We start from the raw sequence: 18675 nt of genomic DNA on the forward strand, positions 1-18675 counted from the left end.
CGGACCCGGCCGCGGCCTTCCTGCTCAGACCGCGGCCAGGTCCCGTAACAGCTCGTCCGGGGTCAGATCGGCGTACGGGAACACCACGTGCAGCGAGGTCCCGTCACCCGGCCGGTCGGAGAGCGCCACCGTCGCGTGGTGGGCGTCCAGGATCCGTTTGGCCACCGCCAGCCCGCGGTCCGGGCCCGGCACGTCCGCCGGGTTCGCGATGGCCCCGTAGTACAGGTGCGGGAACAGGTCGGGGCGCATCCCGTCGGGCAGATCCATGTCGTCGAGCCGGACCGTCGGCCCGGACTCCATCTCGGTGCCGACCCGTACCCGGCCGCCCTCCGGGGTGTACTTCACCGCGGCGAACAGCAGATGCGTCAGCACCTGCTCGAGCCGCACCGGATCGGCGATGATCGGCAGCGACGGGCCGCCGGCCTGGTTCAGGATCCAGATGTGCTTGCTGGCCGCGATCGGCCGGACCGCCTCGACCGCGCGCTGCGTCACCCGGGTCAGGTCCACCTGCCGCATGTGCAGGCTGTCCCCGCCCAGCCCGGCGTCGGCCATCTGGGTCAGGTGGTCGATCAGCTCGCGGAACCCGCGCACGTGCGCGGCCGTGGCCCGGCCGACCAGATCCGCCAGCTCGGCATCGTGGAAGCCGGTGTCGCCCAGGTTCTCCAGGTACGTCGACATCAGCCGCAGTGACGAACGCAACTCACCGCCGACCAGCCCGGCCAGATCGTCCTTACGGCGCTCCAGCTCCTGCAGCCGCGCCGTGGTGTTGGCCAGCGCGTACGCGTACCGCCGCAACTCCAGCTGGGCGGTCACCTGCCGGGCCAGCGCGCGCAGCGCCTGCTGCTGCTCCATGGCCAGCCGGCGCGGCTCGGTGTCCAGCACGCAGAGCGTGCCGAGCGCGAACCCGTCGGTGGTCATCAGCGGCGCTCCGGCATAGAACCGGATGCCGTCGGAAGGGGTCACCGCCGGATTGTCGGCGAAGCGCATGTCCTCCCGCGCGTCCGGGACCATCAGCAGGTCCCGGTCGAGGATGGCGTGCGCGCAGAAGGACAGGTCGCGGGACGTCTCCGCGAGATCAGAGCCGGTCCTGGCCTTGGCCCATTGCCGGTCCGCGTCGACCAGGCTGACCATCGACATCGGCGCCTCGCAGACGCCGGCGGCCAGTGTGACGATGTCGTCGAAGTCCTTCTCCGGCGGGCTGTCCAGGATGTCGAGCGAGTAGAGCGCGGCCAGCCGCTCGATCTCGTTGTCGGGCAGGGGTGCTTTCATGGCGGTCACCTCCGAGACTTGCTTCAGAGGTACCACGCAAAAGTAGCCACCTTCACATTTCGCCCAGATCCCATGGCTGGCGAGTGTGACATGTCCAGGCATGCCGCTGATCATTCACGGCCACGGCCGTATGCTTCGCGGCCATGAACACCGACGAGTTCGCGTGCGCCATCTGCGGCTCGACACACAGCGGCCCGCCGCTGAGCTTCGCCGCCCCGGCCCCGGAATTCTGGCGGCCGGAGATGGCCGAGGCGGACGGCTGCCTGCTCGACTCCGACCTGTGCGTGATCAGCGGTGAGCGGTTCTTCATCCGCGGCCTGATCGAACTTCCGGTCTGGGACACCGGCGACGTCTTCACCTACAGCATGTGGGTGTCGCTGAGCCGGCAGAACTTCACCCGGGCCGTCGACGTCTGGGAGGAGCCGGGCCGGGAGACCGAACCGCCGTACTTCGGCTGGCTCTCCAACGAGATCGGCGGCTACGAGCCGAGCACCCTGAACCTGAAGACCATGGTCCACACCCGGCCGGTCGGTCAGCCGCCCTACATCGAGCTGGAGCCCACCGGCCACCCTCTGGCGATCGAACAGCGCGCCGGGATCTTCCGGTCCCGGGTGGAGGAGATCGCCAGCTTCCACCTGCACCGGCTGGAGAGCCAGCCGTAGATCGGCGCCGCCCCTCTCGGCGTTCTACGCTGACCGCTGTCCTGTCCCAGGCCGACACCGCCTCGGCCGCCGAGCCGACCGCTGCTCGCGTTCCTCCGGGGCTGACCACCGTCAGTCACTGCCGCCCTGCTCGGCTCCGCCCCGCGGAGTCCCCTGACTCCACGTCGACGACAACGCCGGAAAAGACCTGCCGGTGAGGCCTGAAGGGCTCGCAAACGCACGAAGGCTGTCCCGGAATCTCCGGAACAGCCAGCCACCAGTGGTGGAGCTGAGGGGATTTGAACCCCTGACCCCCTCGATGCGAACGAGGTGCGCTACCAGTCTGCGCCACAGCCCCTGGTCGGTCCTCGGTGAGGCCTTCACCGTGGAACCTCCGAAAGGCTAACAGGTCTCCGGTCCACCCCGCGAACCACCCCTCCCCTCCGCCGCCCGAACCCCCGCCCCCTCTCCGGAACAACCTCCCGGGCACACCAGAGCCCGGATCCACCATCACCACCAGCCGGAACCCGCCAGTCGGCGGCCGGGGTCCCTCGACTGACGCGACACACCCCTGACCGCCGGCCCGAACCCGCCGGCTGGCACTCGAGTCCATCCGCAGCCCGGAGACACCCCTGGACGCCAGCCCGAGCTCGCCGACCGGCAGCCGGGGGCACGTCGGCAGTGGGACACCGCTCAGGCGGACCGGCCGACAGCGGTCATGCGGTGTGGTGGCGGCCACCGGCTTCGTAGGGGCGGCCCCGCAGCCCACCCCGCCGGCGATAGGAGACCGAGCCGCCGTTCGAGGCGACCGGAAGGTCCGAGGGCTCCCGGTCCAAGCCCATCGCGGCGCGGCGCACCGCCTCCTTCTGGGCGGCCAGGCGACGCTGGGTCTCGCGGCGGGCAGCGGCACGGCGGGCCTGTTCCCGGCGGACCTCGGCCTGGCGCGCGGCCAGCCACGCCGCCTCCCGGGCCTGCACCCGGCGCCGGCGCCGGTCGACCAGCGCACGGTTGCGCAGGTGGACCAGGTAGATGCCGAGCAGCGTCCCGGTGACCGCGAAGCTGATCCAGAAGCCCGGGCCGACGGCCATCACGCCGACCAGCTCGATCGCGTTGAGCAGAACCAGAGCGGCGAAGACCCGGCGGCGGCGGACGACGGCGGGGGCGCCCCGGCGACGGGCGGCGCGGCGCGGCGGGCGCCGGCCGGTGACCAGGCGCAGCCGGCGCTGCGGTGGCGGGGCGGCAGATTCACCCGATGGAGCGGGCACCGTAACCGTAACGCGGCGCGCGGGGTTGATCGGTCGTCGTCCGGGCACAGTTCGGCGACGGCGGCGGCGCTGCAGCACCCGCGCCGTCGACGACGCCCGCTCCGCGGCGAGGCGCTCGGTGGCGTCGTACCGGCGAACCAGCGCCGGGGCGAGAGCGAGCAGCCCGGCCGCGGCGAGGACGGCGAGGAGCACCGAGGTCGGCATCCTCACCCTTCCGTTCCGCCACGACAGATCACATGAAAAATGACACGACGAATGCGAGGTTACGGGCGGTAGCGGGGATATTTCGTGCGCCGCGCCGACGGCACCGGCGCCCTCAAGATCACTTGGCGGTGCGTACCCGTTTCCAGCGGCACAGCAGACCACCCTCGGCGGCCACCTCTTCGCTGGTCATCGCGTATCCGAGATGGTCGCGCCAGCCGCCGTCGATGTGCATGTAACGCTTGTGGTACGCCTCCTCGCGGAAGCCCAGTTTCTCCACCACCCGGCGGCTCGGGCCGTTCTCCGGGCGGATGTTGACCTCGATGCGGTGCAGGCCGCCGGGGCCGAACGCGTGGTCGACGGCGAGCGCCAGCGCGGTGGGGATCACACCGCGGCCGGCGACCCGGTAGTCGACCCAGTAGCCGGCGTACGCCGACGCGAACGCCCGCCGCACGATGTTGCCCAGGTTCACATGCCCGACCAGGCGTTCCCGGCCGCTCTCGAGCAGGCAGACGGCGAAGGGCATGCTGTCGCCGCGCCGGGCGGCGCGCTTCATGTCGCGGTAGACGTATCCGTACGCCCGGGTAGAGTTCATCTCCGCCCACGGCCCCGGAGGTGACGACTCCCAGGGCGCCAGCCAGGCCTGGTTGGCGATCCGCACCTCGGACCAGGCCCGCGCGTCGGACCGCTTGTACGGCCGCAGCAACACCGGCCCGTCCGCCAGCACAGCGGGCCAGCCGGGGGTTGCCCCGAGCATTCATCGCCTCCGGTCGAGCAGCAGGACGTCCACGGTCGAGCCGGCCGCCGCCGTGGTGACCCGCTCACCGAGCACCAGCAATCCGTTGGCCTCGGCCAAACCGGAGAGAGTGTACGGCCCACCGGCGAGCGGCTGCACAGTGTAACCACCACCACGCCGTTGGGCGATGTGCGCCGGGCGGAACTCGCGCAGCCCGCCGGGCGAGGAGACGGTCTCCAGCAGGTGCGCCTTGACACTCGGGCGGAACACCGGCTCGGCACCGGCGAGCAGCTGGATCGCCGGCCGGGCCAGCACCTCGAAGCCGATCAGCGCGGCGCCCGGCTCACCGGGCAGGCAGACCACCGGGACCTCCTCGCCACCGACCGTGCCGAACCCGAGCGCGGTGCCCGGGCAGAGCGCGACGTCTGTGAACTCGACGGTGCCGCGGCCGGTGCCGGGGCGGGAGAGCACCCGGCGGAGCATGTCGCCGGGCCCGGTGCCGGTGCCTCCGGTCGTGATGATCAGGTCGGCGCGCAGCGTCTGGTCCTCCAGCAGGCCGCGCAGCCCTTCCGGGTCGTCGTCGCAGATGCCGATCCGGTACGCCAGCGCCCCGGCCTCCACCGCGGCAGCGGTCAGAGCGTGCGAGTTGGCGTCCACCACCTGCCCCGGCTGGCTGGGCCGGCCCACGTCGACCAGCTCGTCGCCGGTGGCCACGACCACCACCCGGGGACTGGGCCGGACCAGCACGTGCCCGATCCCGGCCGCGGCGAAGGTGGCCACCATCGGCGGTGTCACATAGGTCCCCGCGGTGGCGAGCACCTGGCCGACGGCGAGCTCCTCGCCGGCCCGCCGCACCCCGGAACCGCGTTTCGGGGCGTGCAGGATCTCCACAGCGGCCATGCCCTGGTCGGTCCAGTGCACCGGGACCACCACGTCGGCGCCGATCGGCAGCGGCGCGCCGGCCGCGACCGAGAAGCAGGTGCCCGCGGTCAGCCGGACCGGCCGCCAGCTGGCCGCGCCCAGATCGCCGACCACGTTCAGCCGGACGCCGCGGGTCGGGTTGTCGAACTGGCCGAACGCCGGGTGCGTGCCGAGGCGCCCGGCGCCGGCCAGATCCTCCCAGCGGGCCGCGTATCCGTCGATCGCGGCCTGGTCGAACGCCGGGAACGGGTGCGGCGCGATCACGTCCGCCGCGAGCACGTTCCCGTGCGCCTGGGTGAGGTCGAGGTCGAGCGGAGGCAGCGCCCGCAGCCTGCGCAGCACGCTGCCCAGGTACTCGGCGAGAGGCATCAGCTCGTTGGCGGCCGCCTCGGCATCGGCCGTGGCGGTCATCCCTTCTGACCACCGACGAAGTCGGTGAGCCAGGCCCGGAACTCCTCGCCGAGGTCGGGCCGCTGGGCGGCGAGCTGCACGACGGTCTGCAGGTAGCCCAGGGGCTGGCCGGTGTCGTACCGGATGCCCCGGTAGACGATGCCGTGCACCGGGGTGCCGGCCTCCAGCAGCGCGGCCATCGCGTCGGTCAGCTGGATCTCGCCGCCGCTGCCGGGCTTGGTGTCCGCGATCGCGTCGAAGATCTTGCCGGGCAGCACGTAGCGGCCCACCACCGCCAGGTTGCTCGGCGCCTCGCTCGGCGCCGGCTTCTCCACCAGGCCGGTCACTTCGACGACGCCCTCGCCGAGGTCGGACTCGCGCACCGAGGCAATCCCGTAGCGGGACGTCTCCTCCGGCTTGACCTCGATGAACGCGAGCACGATGCCGCCGGTGCGGGCCTGCAGGTCGAGCATGTCCGGCAGCAGCGGGCTGCCCTCGTCGACGAACTCGTCGCCGAGCAGGACCGCGAACGGGTTGTCGCCGACGTGCGAGGCGGCGGTGCCGACCGCGTGGCCGAGTCCGAGCGGCTCACCCTGGCGGCAGGTGTAGATGTCGGCGAGCTCGCTGGTGCGGCGCACCGCCGCGAGGCGCTCGGTGTCGCCCTTCTCCTCCAGCCGCTGCTCGACGTCCGGCCGGCGGTCGAAGTGGTCGACCATCGAGGTTTTGCCGCGCCCGGTCACCAGCAGCACGTCGGTGATCCCGGCGGAGGCCGCCTCCTCGACGATGTACTGCAGGACGGGCCGGTCGACGACCGGCAGGAGCTCTTTCGGCACGGCCTTGGTGGCAGGCAGGAAACGCGTGGCGAGGCCGGCCGCCGGAATCACCGCTTTCACCGCGCGCTTGCCAGACCCTTGCGCGTTCGTTGTCATCAGTCACCGCACCTTCGCTGGATCGTGCCCGGCTGTATGGCTCGGAAGCATGCCGCGAGACTATCCGCCGAGACCACGCCGCGGCGGTTGCGGTCCACTCGCGGCAGTGGCGGGATCGAAATTCCCCTTACTCATCCGAGACGAAACGCTCTCCGCGAGACGATACGTATCGCGGCCCGCGTTCTTCGCCGCGTACAGCGCCTCGTCAGCGGCGTCGAGCACCTCCTGCGCGTCGGAGCCGTGCTCGGGAAAGACGGCGATCCCGATCGAGACGGTGATGGAGACCCGGTCGGCCACCCCGGGCCGCCGCGGGTCGAGGTGCACCGGCCGGTCCCGCACCAGGGAGCCGAGCCGTTCGGCCACGATCACCCCGCCGTACGCGTCGGTCTCCGGCAGCAGCACCACGAATTCCTCCCCGCCCTGCCGGAACGCCACGTCCACCTCGCGCAGACCGACCCGGATCCGCCGGGCGAACTCGCCCAGCACCTGATCGCCCGCCGGGTGCCCGTACGTGTCGTTCACCTCCTTGAAGTGATCGAGGTCCAGCACCAGGACGGTGAGCATCCGGCCGAACCGGCTGGCCCGCTCCACCTCCCGGCGCAGCACCTCGCGCAGATAACGGTAGTTCCACAGCCCGGTGAGCGGGTCGGTCAAGGACAGCCGCTGCGCCTCCTCGTGCACCCGCACGTTGTGCACGGCCACCCCGGCCTGCCCCGCGAAGGTGCGAAGAGTCCGCAGGTCGGCGTCGTCGAAGGCGGGACTGCCGAGCCGGTCGTAGAGCGCCAGCACGCCCAGCGTGCCCGGACCCGGCTCGGTCTCTTCACCCGATGGTGGCGCGCAGATCGGCACCGCGAGGTACGACTCGCAGGCCGGCTCCCCGGGCGCGGTCCCGGCGGCGCCCCGCTGCGGCGTCCCGGTGGCGGCCACCGCGCCGAGCACGCCCCGCCCGCTCACCAGGCGCCGCTGGGCGAGCTCCGCGGCCGGCAGGTCCCACTCACCGGTCAGTCCGGCGCCACAGCGCGCGCCCAGCGACCCGTCGGCCGCGTCGACCAGGAGCACCAGCCCGGCCCGGGCGCCCGTGGCGGTCATCGCGGTGCGCAGGATCACCGGGAGGATCCGGTCCAGGTCGTGGGTGCTGGACAGGGTGTCGCCGAGGATCGCCAGGTGCCGCCGCAGCTGATCCCGGCTCGCGGTCAGCGCCTGCACGTAGGACTGCAGCTCGCGGGTCATCCGGTTGAACGTCCCGGCCAGCCGGCTCAGCTCGTCGGGCCGCGGGATCGGCACCCGGGTGTCCAGGTCCCCGTTGGCCACCCGGTCCGCGGCCCAGGCCAGGTCCCCGAGCGGCCTGGTCGTCGAACGCGCCAGCCACCGCGCGGCGATCACCGCGACGCCTGCGGTGACCAGCACGATCAGAGGGATGACGGCGTACCGGAAGGTGGGCCGCGCGGGGGACGCGGTCAGCGTGAGCGGCAGCGGCCGGCCCACGCCCGCCGGCACCCGCCGGACCTTGTCGTCGTCTCGGCCGTCACTGGCGTTCCGGCCGTCCGCGCCGAGCGTGACTGCGACGCCGCCGGCTTCACCGAGGCGGCGCAACAGGGCGGCGTCGACCGGCTGGGCGGCCAGCACGGTGACGTCCACGGCATGTGCGGAAGCGGCAAGCGCGGTGACGTGGCCTCCGGCGGTGGCCTGATCTCCCGCGGTGGCCTGATCTCCCGCAGTGGCCTGATCTCCCGCAGTGGCTTGACCTCCCGCCGTGGCTTGGCTCCCCGCGGCGGCCTGCCCTTCCGCGGCGGCCTGCTTTCTGTTCGGCGCGGCGCAGTCCTGCCAGCCGTCCTGCGCCTGCGCGTCCCGGGGCGGGGCCGTCCGCGCGCGGCGGGCCAGCCCGGCCGGCTCGGCGCCCGTCACCCGGATGTCGCCGGCCAGGCCGCGCTCGATCAACTGGTCGGCGACCGCGGGTCGGGCCTCCGCCGGAACCACGGCCACCGCGTCGGCCGCCGCCTGGAGCCGCCCGCAGATCTCCCCGACCGCGGCCTGAACGGTCGTCACCGCATGATCAAGACGGTCGTCGGTCCGGTCCCGGTTGACCGCCGCGACAGTCAACGCGACGAAGATGGACCCGAGCAGGACCGGACCGAGCACGACCACCAGGAAGGCGCTGGTGAGCCGGCCACGTAAAGTCACACATCCTCCCGGGACTGGCCCTCTTTGGAGCGATGCTGACATAGTGTGCACCGTTTGCCGCTTTTAGAAAGGGGGTGTTGCATGTCGGATTTAGCCGTTCCTGCGGAAAAATCACCCCACCACAAGATCACGCTACGCGCGCAGCTACTCACCGCACGTAGATCACTCTCGGTCGCCGCTCGCGCGGTCGCCGCCGCGCAACTTCAAAGTCAAATCCTTGCTCTGGTACGGCGGATCGCCCCCACGACCATCGCCGCCTACGTCCCGTCCGGCTCCGAGCCGGGTGGTCCCGACCTGCCGGACGTCCTCCGCGACGCCCTCCCGCCCGCCGGCCGCCTGCTCCTCCCGGTGCTCCTGCCGGACAACGACCTGGACTGGGCGGAGTACACCGGCGCCCTGCTCACCGGCCGCCGCGGCCTGCGCGAGCCGAGCGGGCCGCGCCTGGGCGTGACCGCGATCCGCTCCGCCGGCCTGATCCTGGTACCGGCCCTGGCCGTGGGCCGTGACGGCGTCCGGATGGGCCGCGGTGGCGGCTCCTACGACCGCGCCCTGTCCCGCCTGCCGTCCCGGAACCAGCCGGCCACCGGCTCACCCTCCCCGGACCCGGCGCCCGGCGCGGGCTCGGCCCCACTCGGCCCGCTGGTAGTCGCGCTCCTGCACGACCACGAGGCCGTCGACTCGGTCCCGGCCGAGCCACACGACCGTCCCGTCCACGGCGTCCTCACCCCCACCGCGGGCTTCTCCGCCCGCCCGGCCTGACCTCGTTCCCGGGCGCGGAACGGCCGGACCGGACGACCGGGGTCACGGCAGGCGGGAAGGCCCGCGGGTGACCGCCCACCGCGCCCGCGGGCGTAGTTCGTCACATCCGGCGGCCCACCGGGGCCTCAGACCCGGGCCGGAGTGGACGAAATTACCTCCGATGCCGCAACATTGGCACTCGGAGTTGGCGAGTGCCAGCAGCCGACAGATCCGGAGGAGCCGTGCCTACCTACCAGTACGCCTGCACCGAGTGCGGTGAGCATCTCGAAGCCGTTCAGTCCTTCTCCGACCCGGCGCTCACCGAGTGCCCGAACTGCCACGGCAAGCTCCGTAAAGTGTTCAACTCGGTCGGCATCGTCTTCAAGGGCTCCGGCTTCTACCGCAACGACTCCCGCTCCGGCAACGTGAGCGCCGACAAGTCGAACGGCTCCGGCGATGCCGCCGCGAAGAAGACGGAGAGCACCCCGGCCTCGACGGCCGCCTCGACCAGCGGCTCCTCGACTTCGACGAGCACCTCGTCGTCGAGCTCGTCCAGCTCGTCGAGCGCCTCCAGCTCGTCGAGCAGCGGCTCCTCGTCCGGGGCGAAGGCCGCCGCGGCCTCCTGACCGCAGCTGACGGAGAAGGGCGTGCCCACTGCGGGGCGCCCTTTTCGTCGTACCCGCCAATCGCTCTTGTGTTGTCAAACCAACGGTCTCGCCGCGCGTGAGCCCACCCTAACCCCGGCCGGCTCCGCGTCCTGAGTTATCCACAGTGCGCGGTTGTCCACAGGGCCAGCCGCGCCCGACGCGGATCTCGCCTAGCCTCGCCCGCCTGGACATGCCGACGGCAGGAGGGCGCAGTGCTGGGCCGATCCCGTGATCCGAACGAGCGACTGGATCCGGTGCGATGGCGACCGCCGGGCCGTGGTGCGCTGCTGCGGCTCACCGTCGTGGCGGTTCTGCTGGCCACGGCCGCCGGGCTGGTCTGGCTCCGGCCGATGACCTCGCCGTGCTCGGCGGCACCGGACGTCTCCGCCGCGCCGGCCGCCCCCGCCGCGGCGAAGAGCGGGTCGCCCACCCCGGACGGCAAGCAGACAATCCCGGCAAACGAGCCGACGGTCCCGGCCGGTCCGGACGGCAAGCCTGCGGCTCCGGAGCGCAGGCCGGCCATCCCGGAGGGCACGGTGGGCGTGCCGGTCCGGCTGGCCGATCCCACCGGATTGGCTCTGGTACGCCCCGGGAACGTGGTCGACCTGCTCCGGCTCGACGACGGCGGGGACAGCATCCCGATCGCGAGCGCCGCGTTGGTCCTCGACGTCACCGGCGCGGACGACCCGGCCAGCGGCGGGCTGCTGCTGGCGCTCGCCCCGGAGCAGGCCGGGCGGGCGGTCGCCGGGCAGGGCCACGGGTTCGCGATCCTGATCCGCCCAGGCTGACGACTACGCGCCGGCCCGGACCGGCGAGCGGCCTGCAAGCGGCCCGCAAGCGGCGGGCGAGCGGCGGGCGAGCGGCGGGCGAGCGGCGGAGCGACGCGAACCAGCGCGCGCGAGCGACTCAAGCCGGCGCGCACCCAGACCGGACCAGCGCACGAGCGACTCAAACCATCGCGCGCCCAGACCGGACCGGCGCATGACGACGAGGCCGTCCACGGTGGCGGACGGCCCAACGGCAGGCCTCACCGAAGCGGGCCGAGGCTGGAGACCCGGCGTCAGTCCCAGTGCGGCGGGCGATCGTCGAGCAGGCGGTCGTCATTGGAGTGCTCGCGCTCGCCCCACCCACGCTCGGTGTCGTCCCGAGTCTGGTCCGGCAGCACCGGCGCCTCCTCCGACTCGAAGTCCACCACGCGCTCGGCGTCGTTGTCCCGCTCGGGGCCATCCAGGATGTCCACGACAAGTAGGGTAAGCCGACATCCCCTCGGCCGTCGTCCCCCTCCGGCTGTACCGTCGGTGAACGTGAGTTCCCCCGACGACGACGCGTACTGGCAGCGGCCGGATCCGGGCGCCGCATCGCTGGGCCGTCCGCCTCAGGATCAGCCCGCCACCCCGGAGACGCCGCCGTATCCGGGACCGCCGCGCACCGATCCGCCGGCTCCGCACTGGCGGCCGCCGACTATCGCCACGCCGCCCCCGCCGCGGCACATGCCGGGCCAGGACATGAACGCCATCGACGAGGCCGAGGGGTCGGCGCGCACCGTGACGTACGGGGTGGGCCTGGTCGCCGGGGCGATCGCGCTGATCCTGATCTGCCTGCTCTGCGGCCGCGCCCTCCTCTGACCGCGCCCCGGGCGAAACCAGACACCCCAGCCTGAACAAAAGCGTACGGAACCAGAGCCGACGCACGCGGAACAGAAGCCGGCGCGGAAGCAGAACCGAACAAGCGCCGCGTGGGAACAGAAAACGACGCCGCCGGGCCGGGCGGCCCCGCGGCGTCGCGAGAAGCAGAGCGCGGCCGCCCTCAGTAGGTGCCCCAGACCGCGGTGGCCCCCGAGTCCCCGGTCCGGAACATGTAGTACCCGCTGCCCGCCGCCAGCACCAGCGTCAGCACGATGAACGCCACGTTGGCCGGCGCCGGCAGCTTCCGCCCGGCCCGGTACGACAACGCCACCATGCTCAGGCTGACCACGCCGAGGCCGAGCGAGAACCAGAACGTCGTCGTCCCGAAGTCCATGTGCTCCGCGAGGATCTCCTTGCCCTTGGGCGAGAAGGTGGAGATGCGGCTGTCGTACAGCTTCTCGCCGGACTCCTTGGCGACGAACGTCGTGATCGGCGCCACCACACCGAGCAGCGCCACCGCCCACGCGAGTTTCGGCCGCCATGGCGCCGCGAGCGCGTAGACCACCGCGCCGAGCGCGAGCAGCGGCACGAAGACCACAGCGGCATGCAGCACGAGAATATGTACGGGCAAGCCATTGACCTGGTCGAACACTGTTTCCTCCTGGGTCCGGGGTGACCGCTAGCCTAGAGATATCTGACGGCGCAAACATCCCCTCGTCAGGAACTACAGCGGAAATCCGGTCCCGGTTCAGTCACCGACCAGCGGATCTGTGACTTTGCTGAAGTTGCCGGCCGGAATCGTGAAGGTTGGGGAATCGGGCCGCTCGTGCTGTCATGGATGAATGTCCACCGGTGAGGAACTGCTGCGTACGCACGGTCTACGGGTAACCCGCCCCCGCCTGGCCGTGCTCGAGGTGTTGACCGGCGGTGGGCACCTCGAGGTGGACGACATCGCCCGGCAGGTGCGCACCCGGCTCGACTCGGTCTCCACCCAGGCCGTCTACGACGTGCTGGCCGCCTTCTCCCGGGCCGGCCTGGCCCGGCGGATCGAGCCGGCCGGCAGCCCGGCGCGGTTCGAGGCCCGGGTCGGCGACAACCACCATCACATCGTCTGCCGGGGCTGCGGCGCGATCGCCGACGTCGACTGCGCGGTCGGCCAGCGTCCCTGCCTCGCGCCGGGCGAGAACCACGGCTTCACGCTGGACGAGGCCGAGGTGACGTTCTGGGGGTTGTGCCCGGACTGCCAGGTCAGCAGGCTGGCCGACACGGCATGATTCACAGATGACGGGCGACGCTGGGCTCTTCGGACCCGACTCGATCACCTGGAAACTGCACCGGGAGCCGATCCTGATGCTCGGCGGGCTTCGCTCGCTGTACCTGCAGGCCTTGCATCCACGCGCGGTCGCCGGGGTCGCGCAGAACTCGTCGTACCGCAGCGACATGTGGGGGCGCCTGACGCGTACCGCTGACTACGTCACCACGGTGATCTTCGGCAGCACCACCGAGGCCGAGCAGGCCGGCGCCCGGCTGCGCCGCCTGCACTCCCGGTTGCGCGGGGCCGATCCGCGTACCCGGGAGGTCTTCCGCCTCGACGACCCGGACCTGCTGCGCTGGGTGCACGTGGCCGAGGTGGAGTCGTTCCTGACCACCGCGCGGCGGGCCGGCGTGTCCCTGACCCCGGCCGAGATCGACACCTATTACACCGAGCAGCTGCGCGCCGCCGAGCTGGTCGGCCTGGACCCGGCGACCGTGCCGGCCACCGCCGCCGAGGTGGACGACTACTACGCGGCGATGCGCCCGGAGCTGCGCCTGACCCGGGACGGCGCCGAGGCCGCCTTCTTCCTCACCGTTCCGCCGATCCCGGACAGGTGGGGCGGCCTGGCGCTGCGGCTCGGCCTCACCCTCGGCCCGCCCCGATGGGCTTACCTGGGCCTGGCCGGCACCGCGATCGGCCTGCTGCCGCCGTGGGCCCGCAAGATGTACGGCGCGCCGGGCCTGCCCACCACCGACCTGGCCGCCGGCCTCTCCGCCCGCGGCCTGCGCGCCCTGATCACCGGCGTCCTGGCGGTGCTCCCGGCGCAGTACCGGGTCTCCCCGGCCCACCGGGCCGCCCTAACGAGAATCGCCTAGGTGCTCCACGGCGGTCCACGGCTCCTTCGCCGCCACCCCGGCGACCGCCGGGCACACCTTGCGGAAGTCGCACCATCCGCACAGCGACCCCGGGTTCGCCGGGAACGCCTCGTCCGGATCCGCACCACCGGCCACCGCTTTCTCCGCGGTCATGATGTCCCGCGCGGTGTCTTCGGCGCGCCGGACCTGCCGGGCCAGCGACTCGTCGGTGTGCTCGTGCGTGGCCACCGTCCCGGTCGGCAGATGGTGCAGCTCGACCCGGTGACAGGGCCGCCGGAAGACCCGCTGGGCGGCGTACGCGTACAGCGCGAGCGCCTGCGACCCGCGAGCGTCGTCGGCGTCCAGCCCGCTGCGGCCGGTCTTGTAGTCGACGATCACCGCCTCCGGGCCCCGCGGCCCGACCCGGGCGTCGATCCGGTCGGCCCGCCCGTTCAGCGCGAGCACCGCGGTCTTGGCGGCGACCACCCGCTCCACGCCGAGCGGCTCCTCCTGCGGGTCCAGGGTGGCCACATAGGTCTCCAGCCAGTCGAGCGCCTTGCGGTACGCCGCGCGCTCCAGCTCGACGTCACGGTAACCCTCGCGGACCCAGGTGCTCTTCAGCAGGGTCGGCAGCGCGGCCGGCACCCGCCGCTCCGGCGGCAGGGCGAACCAGTTCTTCAGGGCGGTGTGCACGCTCGCGCCCAGCGAGTTGTGCGCCCAGGGCGGGCCCTTGGGCGGGGTGGGGCGATCGACATACGAGTATCTGTACCGCCGGGGGCAGTCGAGGAACGCTCCCAGCTTGCTGGGGGTGCAGACGAAGAGGCGCTCGGGCATGCCGGCGAACCCGAGCTGCTCGGGGACCCCGGCACGATTGCTGGTGGAGGGCACCCGACAATCCTGCCAGCCCCCGGCGCAAAACCGAAAGTCAGAACCGCGGCCGGTACAGCTCCACGAAAGCGAAGATGGCGTCCGCGATCAGCTGCACCGCGATGGCCGCGAGCAGCAGGCCGGCGATCCGGGTGAGCACCTCGATGCCGGCCGGGCGCAACAGCCGGACGATCAGCCCGGAGAAGCGCAGCACCAGCCAGACGGTGAGCATCACGGCGAGGATCGCGGCCGCCAGGATCAGGTACTCGTCGAGGCTCTGCGCCCGCCGCACGAAGAGCATGGTCGCCACGATCGCGCCGGGGCCGGCCAGCAGCGGCGTGCCGAGCGGGACCAGCGCCACGTTGCTGGTGCCGCCCTGCTCCTCGGGCTCGTCGGTCTTGCCGGTGAGCAACTGCAGCGCGACCAGCACGAGCAGCAGACCGCCGGCCGCCTGCAGGGCCGGGAGCTGCACGTGCAGGTAGTCCAGCAGGGTCTGGCCGGCGACCGCGAAGCCGATGATCACACCGAGGGCGAGCAGCACGGCGTGGGTGCCGGCCTTGTTGCGAGCCTTCGCCGGCAGGGTGCCGGTGAGCGCGAGGAAGACCGGGACCATGCCGGGCGGATCGACGATCACCAGCAGAGTCACGAAGAACTCGCCGAAGAGCTTGAGATTCACCCGATCAAGGTAGGGGTGGCACCGGTGTCCGCGCAGGCTGGTGCGGCGATCGTCACCCGAGGACCGGCACTCCGGTGGCCGTGGCGACGATCTTCTCGTACACCTCCGGGGCGGTTTGGAAGGCGCCCAGGCGCACCGTCTTGTGCGTACCGTGAAAATCGGACGACCCGGTGACCACCAGGCCCAGCCTCCCGGCCAGCGCCCGGATCTGCTCCCGCTCCGCGGGCGAATGGTCCTCGTGGTCGGCCTCCAGGCCGAACAGCCCCGCATCGGCCAACTCGGCGATCAGCTCGTCCGGAACCACACGGCCCCGCTTCGTCGCCCGGGGATGAGCAAAGACGGTCACCCCACCAGCCGCACGCACCGCGGCGACCCCATCGAAAACATCAAGATCCGATTTGGGTACGAAGTACCGCGCGCCCAGCCACGCCGACGCGAACGCCTCGTCGGTGCTGCCCACCAGCCCGGCCCGGATCAGCGCCTGGGCGATGTGGGGACGCCCGACCGACCCGCCCGCCGCGTACCCGTACACCTCGTCCCAGGTGATCGGCACCCCGTCGGCGCGCAGCAGGTCCACGATCCGCTCGGCCCGCTGCTCCCGGTCGTCGCGCAGCTCGAGCATCGCCGCGGTCAGCGCCGGATCGTCCGGATCGAAGAGGTACGCCAGCAGGTGCAGGGAGATCGCCGGGCGCACGCCGTGCCACCGGCAGGACAGCTCGGCGCCGCGGACCAGCCGCATCCCCGCCGGGAGTGTCGCGGCCGCAGCGGCCCACCCGCCGGTCGTGTCGTGGTCGGTGATCGCCATGACGTCCAGCCCGGCCGCGGCACCCGCAGTCACCAGCTCGGCCGGGGTCAGGGTGCCGTCGCTGGCGGTGGAGTGACAGTGCAGATCGATCCGGAGACTCAGGCGTCGTCTCCCTCGTCGTCCTTGCCCAGCCGCGCCTCGACCGCCTGCGGCTCGTACATCTCCTCGACCACCCGGAGATAGAGCTCGTTGGGGTTCGGTAAGTGCTTGACCTCGCGCAGCGCCTGGTCCTGACCGGCCGACTCGAGCACGAACGTGCCGTAGCTGAGCATCCGACCCAGGGCGGACTGTTCGTACTTCATGTCGGTGACCCGGAGCAGGGGCATCATCGCCACCTTCCGGGTGACGATGCCGTTGACCACCATCACCCGCTTGTTGGTGAGGATGAAGCGGTCGAAATACCAGTCGAAGACCTTCCAGGCGACCCAGCTGATCACGCCGAGCCAGATCAGCACGGCGACGGTGACCATGCCGTCGATGTTCTGCCGGGTCAGGAAGCCGGCCAGGTATCCGAGCAGGAGAGTGGCGCCGGCGCCGATGCTCAGCGGCGTGGTGAGGTGGATCCAGTGCCGCTTCCACTCGCCGCGATACCGCTCGGTGGGGAACAGGTAGCGAGCGACCAGTGTGGTCGGTTCATCCTCCAGGGGGAGGAAACGGCGCGGCCCGCTGCTGCGGTCGAGCCCTTCCAGCTCCTCCTCGGTGAAGACGGGAGCCTCGTACTGGTCGGGATCCTCGTACTCGTCGGCGCGACGGGCGCGATGCGTGGCCCGGTCATCGTCCGGATAGGTCTCGGCGCGTGTCTGACCAGGATCGGTGTCCTCGAAGGCGGGGTCCCGAAACCTGAAGGCGTCGTCGTCGTCCGGAGGGCGCTGGGCGCCCTCGCGTCGCGGGTCGCGCGGCTCACCAGGATCCATATACAGATGCTATGCGACGAGGTCGGTGAAGAAGGTGCCGAAGCCTCGTGCGATATCAGCGATCGTGCCTCCGAGTGACTCGAAGACGGCGGCCGCCGATCTCGGGTTGAAGGCGATGAAGAAGATCAAGAACGCAATACCAAGCCAGGTGAGCACCTTCTTGATCATGGCGGGCCTTCTCCTCTTGGTGCGGGTGACTATCAGCGCCGCGGCAGTACTGACGGTATCAGCTCAGTAGCTTCGTGTGAACAAAGTGCCCAGAAAGCCGATTCTCGGTCACACACGACCGTGCAGATACGGCGAGGGAGCTCCGAACACGAGCTCGGGCGGCACTCCCTCGGAGAGGTCGTACAGGACGACGTGCTCCGCGAGGAGGTAGCCCGCGCTTGCGGGCCACGCTACCGCATAGAGCCAGATTCCTTTGGCCTCACTCACGTACGCGCAGCGGTCCTCGGGTGACTTCACACACCACAGTGGAGTGGGGTGTCCACCCACTTTGATCTTGGCATGTGGCCCGAGCCCCGCGCCGCAGTCGGTCAGCGCCTCGGAGAGCAGATACCCCGGGTCGATGCCGGGGATGCCGGCGAACCGGTTGCCCAGCCCGACACCCGGCTGCTCGGCGATGAACACCAGGTCGGCCGGCCCGCCGCCGAGCGGCTCCGGTCCGCTGCAGGCCAGCGCGGTGGCCCGCACCCCGGACCGGTCATCGCCGGCCCAGCCCACCCCGGTGATCGTCCAGCCGGGCGGCAGTGGCCACGGGGCCCAGAGCGGCATCCGCTCCGCGGCGGACACCGACTCCCGCAGCACCGTCCCGACGATCTCCGCGCTGATGTGCTCGGCGACATGGAACGGCGGAACGTCGCCACAGTTGTCGCAGCGCCAGTTGCTGTGCATCAGGTCCGGCTTGCGAACTTGTGCGGAACACCGGGGGCAACTCACCGTGACACCCACACTCCATACCGTGCTGCTCCGCGCGGGCCCCGTCAAGCGGATCGGCGGAACACAGGGCTTGTCCGGCCGATCACCGCAGCGCGCGGCGAGGGCAGGCGCCGGCCGACGTCAGCCGGGCGGGGGTCCGGCGTGCGCGCGGATCCAGGCGTGCATCGCGATCCCGCTGGCCACACCGGCGTTGATCGACCGCGTGGAGCCGTACTGCGCGATCGAGAACAATTGCGCGCAGGCGCTGCGCGCCGCGTCCGAGAGGCCCGGCCCCTCCTGCCCGAAGAGCAGCACGCAGCGCCGGGGCAGCGTGGCGGTCTCCATCGGCCGCGAGCCGGGCAGGTTGTCGATGCCGATCAGCGGGATCCGCGCCCCGGCCGCCCAGCCCACGAACTCCTCGATGGTGGGGTGGTGCCGCACGTGTTGGTAACGGTCGGTGACCATGGCGCCGCGCCGGTTCCATTTGCGCCGCCCCACGATGTGCACCTCGGCCGCGAGGAACGCGTTGGCGTTGCGGACCACCGTGCCGATGTTGAGATCGTGCTGCCAGTTCTCGATCGCGACGTGGAAGTCATGGCGGCGGGTGTCGAGGTCGGCGATCACCGCGTCGCGGCTCCAGTAGCGGTAACGGTCCACCACGTTGCGCCGGTCACCGCCGGCCAGCAGCTCGGGGTCGTAGTGCTCGCCGGTGGGCCGGTCACCCACCCAGGGGCCCACGCCGACCTCGGTGGAATCGTCCTCGCCCACGGTCATGGGGCGATAGGCTACCCATCCGGGCCGGGCACTCCCACCCGGCCGGTTCGCCCTCCGGGAGAAAGCCGG

General features: G+C 71.8%; 22 protein-coding genes, 1 tRNA gene and 1 pseudogene. 7 read left to right on the forward strand and 17 right to left on the reverse strand.

All coding sequences use genetic code 11. The features are described from left to right. Nucleotides 1–24: 24 nt before the first annotated feature. The gene (locus tag Asi03nite_RS31380; protein ID WP_203684125.1) at nt 25–1269 is read right to left on the reverse strand and encodes a GAF domain-containing sensor histidine kinase; all 1245 of its coding nucleotides are present in this window, start codon (nt 1267–1269) and stop codon (nt 25–27) included. Nucleotides 1270–1412: 143 nt separating this feature from the next. On the opposite strand from Asi03nite_RS31380, the gene Asi03nite_RS31385 reads away from it, so the two are divergent. After that, nucleotides 1413–1931: a DUF2199 domain-containing protein gene (locus Asi03nite_RS31385; RefSeq protein WP_203684126.1), complete on the forward strand. Its 519-nt coding sequence runs from the start codon at nt 1413–1415 to the stop codon at nt 1929–1931. 260 nt (nt 1932–2191) lie between these two features. Here the strand turns inward: Asi03nite_RS31385 and Asi03nite_RS31390 are convergent. The 6 genes from Asi03nite_RS31390 to Asi03nite_RS31415 form a co-directional block, all read right to left on the reverse strand. After that, nucleotides 2192–2268 (reverse strand) — tRNA-Ala (locus tag Asi03nite_RS31390). A gap of 358 nt (nt 2269–2626) precedes the next feature. After that, on the reverse strand, nt 2627–3379 hold the full coding sequence (gene sepX, locus Asi03nite_RS31395; protein WP_203684127.1) for a divisome protein SepX/GlpR: 753 nt from the start codon (nt 3377–3379) through the stop codon (nt 2627–2629). Nucleotides 3380–3497: 118 nt separating this feature from the next. Beyond that, nucleotides 3498–4133 carry a GNAT family N-acetyltransferase gene (locus tag Asi03nite_RS31400; protein ID WP_203684128.1) on the reverse strand — a complete coding sequence of 212 codons (636 nt, stop codon included), beginning with the start codon at nt 4131–4133 and terminating at the stop codon, nt 3498–3500. Continuing rightward, nucleotides 4134–5444 carry a molybdopterin molybdotransferase MoeA gene (locus tag Asi03nite_RS31405; RefSeq protein ID WP_203684129.1) on the reverse strand — a complete coding sequence of 437 codons (1311 nt, stop codon included), beginning with the start codon at nt 5442–5444 and terminating at the stop codon, nt 4134–4136. After that, on the reverse strand, nt 5441–6352 hold the full coding sequence (locus tag Asi03nite_RS31410; protein WP_203684130.1) for a UTP--glucose-1-phosphate uridylyltransferase: 912 nt from the start codon (nt 6350–6352) through the stop codon (nt 5441–5443). The genes Asi03nite_RS31405 and Asi03nite_RS31410 overlap by 4 nt, the downstream gene beginning before the upstream one ends. Before the next feature lie 60 nt (nt 6353–6412). After that, a complete protein-coding gene (locus Asi03nite_RS31415; RefSeq protein WP_203684131.1) occupies nt 6413–8533 on the reverse strand; it encodes a diguanylate cyclase in 2121 nt (706 codons plus the stop codon). A gap of 81 nt (nt 8534–8614) precedes the next feature. Between Asi03nite_RS31415 and Asi03nite_RS31420 the strand changes: the two genes are divergently transcribed. Both Asi03nite_RS31420 and Asi03nite_RS38160 read left to right on the forward strand, forming a co-directional pair. Beyond that, on the forward strand, nt 8615–9292 hold the full coding sequence (locus Asi03nite_RS31420) for a 5-formyltetrahydrofolate cyclo-ligase (protein ID WP_203684132.1): 678 nt from the start codon (nt 8615–8617) through the stop codon (nt 9290–9292). 221 nt (nt 9293–9513) lie between these two features. After that, a pseudogene (locus Asi03nite_RS38160) lies at nt 9514–9654 on the forward strand (FmdB family zinc ribbon protein); the annotation flags it as partial. 14 nt (nt 9655–9668) lie between these two features. Here Asi03nite_RS38160 and Asi03nite_RS38165 read toward each other — a convergent pair. Beyond that, on the reverse strand, nt 9669–9926 hold the full coding sequence (locus tag Asi03nite_RS38165; protein ID WP_239103057.1) for a hypothetical protein: 258 nt from the start codon (nt 9924–9926) through the stop codon (nt 9669–9671). 246 nt (nt 9927–10172) lie between these two features. Between Asi03nite_RS38165 and Asi03nite_RS31430 the strand changes: the two genes are divergently transcribed. Beyond that, the gene (locus Asi03nite_RS31430; RefSeq protein ID WP_239103053.1) at nt 10173–10706 is read left to right on the forward strand and encodes a hypothetical protein; all 534 of its coding nucleotides are present in this window, start codon (nt 10173–10175) and stop codon (nt 10704–10706) included. Between the two features lie 272 nt (nt 10707–10978). Here the strand turns inward: Asi03nite_RS31430 and Asi03nite_RS31435 are convergent, their stop codons facing one another. Continuing rightward, nucleotides 10979–11158, reverse strand: coding sequence for a hypothetical protein (locus tag Asi03nite_RS31435; protein WP_203684134.1), 180 nt, complete (start codon nt 11156–11158; stop codon nt 10979–10981). A gap of 64 nt (nt 11159–11222) precedes the next feature. Between Asi03nite_RS31435 and Asi03nite_RS31440 the strand changes: the two genes are divergently transcribed. After that, a complete protein-coding gene (locus Asi03nite_RS31440) occupies nt 11223–11543 on the forward strand; it encodes a translation initiation factor 2 (protein ID WP_239103054.1) in 321 nt (106 codons plus the stop codon). A 181-nt stretch (nt 11544–11724) separates the two neighbouring features. Here Asi03nite_RS31440 and Asi03nite_RS31445 read toward each other — a convergent pair whose 3' ends face one another. Then, entirely contained in the window at nt 11725–12156 is a 432-nt protein-coding gene (locus Asi03nite_RS31445) for a DUF2231 domain-containing protein (protein WP_239103055.1), read from the reverse strand. A gap of 229 nt (nt 12157–12385) precedes the next feature. Here Asi03nite_RS31445 and Asi03nite_RS31450 point away from each other — a divergent pair, with 229 nt between their 5' ends. Continuing rightward, nucleotides 12386–12817, forward strand: a complete 432-nt coding sequence (locus tag Asi03nite_RS31450; RefSeq protein WP_203684137.1) for a Fur family transcriptional regulator — start codon at nt 12386–12388, stop codon at nt 12815–12817. Nucleotides 12818–12824: 7 nt separating this feature from the next. Continuing rightward, on the forward strand, nt 12825–13673 hold the full coding sequence (locus Asi03nite_RS31455) for an oxygenase MpaB family protein (RefSeq protein WP_203684138.1): 849 nt from the start codon (nt 12825–12827) through the stop codon (nt 13671–13673). On the opposite strand, the gene Asi03nite_RS31460 is transcribed toward Asi03nite_RS31455, so the two are convergent. From Asi03nite_RS31460 to Asi03nite_RS31490, 7 genes are all read right to left on the reverse strand, one after another. Then, on the reverse strand, nt 13656–14486 hold the full coding sequence (locus Asi03nite_RS31460; RefSeq protein ID WP_203684148.1) for a RecB family exonuclease: 831 nt from the start codon (nt 14484–14486) through the stop codon (nt 13656–13658). The two genes, Asi03nite_RS31455 and Asi03nite_RS31460, sit on opposite strands and share 18 nt — an antisense overlap. Before the next feature lie 91 nt (nt 14487–14577). Continuing rightward, nucleotides 14578–15195: a MarC family protein gene (locus Asi03nite_RS31465; RefSeq protein WP_203684139.1), complete on the reverse strand. Its 618-nt coding sequence runs from the start codon at nt 15193–15195 to the stop codon at nt 14578–14580. A 52-nt stretch (nt 15196–15247) separates the two neighbouring features. After that, nucleotides 15248–16102: a PHP domain-containing protein gene (locus Asi03nite_RS31470; protein ID WP_203684149.1), complete on the reverse strand. Its 855-nt coding sequence runs from the start codon at nt 16100–16102 to the stop codon at nt 15248–15250. Then, entirely contained in the window at nt 16099–16914 is an 816-nt protein-coding gene (locus Asi03nite_RS31475; protein ID WP_203684140.1) for a PH domain-containing protein, read from the reverse strand. Before Asi03nite_RS31475 ends, Asi03nite_RS31470 begins: the two co-directional genes overlap by 4 nt. A gap of 9 nt (nt 16915–16923) precedes the next feature. Next, nucleotides 16924–17082 carry a hypothetical protein gene (locus Asi03nite_RS31480; protein ID WP_014447648.1) on the reverse strand — a complete coding sequence of 53 codons (159 nt, stop codon included), beginning with the start codon at nt 17080–17082 and terminating at the stop codon, nt 16924–16926. Between the two features lie 108 nt (nt 17083–17190). Next, nucleotides 17191–17865 (reverse strand): DUF6758 family protein, encoded by a 675-nt coding sequence (locus Asi03nite_RS31485; protein ID WP_307834044.1) that lies wholly within the window; start codon nt 17863–17865, stop codon nt 17191–17193. A 108-nt stretch (nt 17866–17973) separates the two neighbouring features. Continuing rightward, nucleotides 17974–18606 carry a TrmH family RNA methyltransferase gene (locus Asi03nite_RS31490; RefSeq protein ID WP_203684142.1) on the reverse strand — a complete coding sequence of 211 codons (633 nt, stop codon included), beginning with the start codon at nt 18604–18606 and terminating at the stop codon, nt 17974–17976. Nucleotides 18607–18675 lie beyond the last annotated feature (69 nt).

The sequence above is a fragment of the Actinoplanes siamensis genome, from assembly GCF_016862395.1.
Lineage (GTDB): Bacteria > Actinomycetota > Actinomycetes > Mycobacteriales > Micromonosporaceae > Actinoplanes > Actinoplanes siamensis.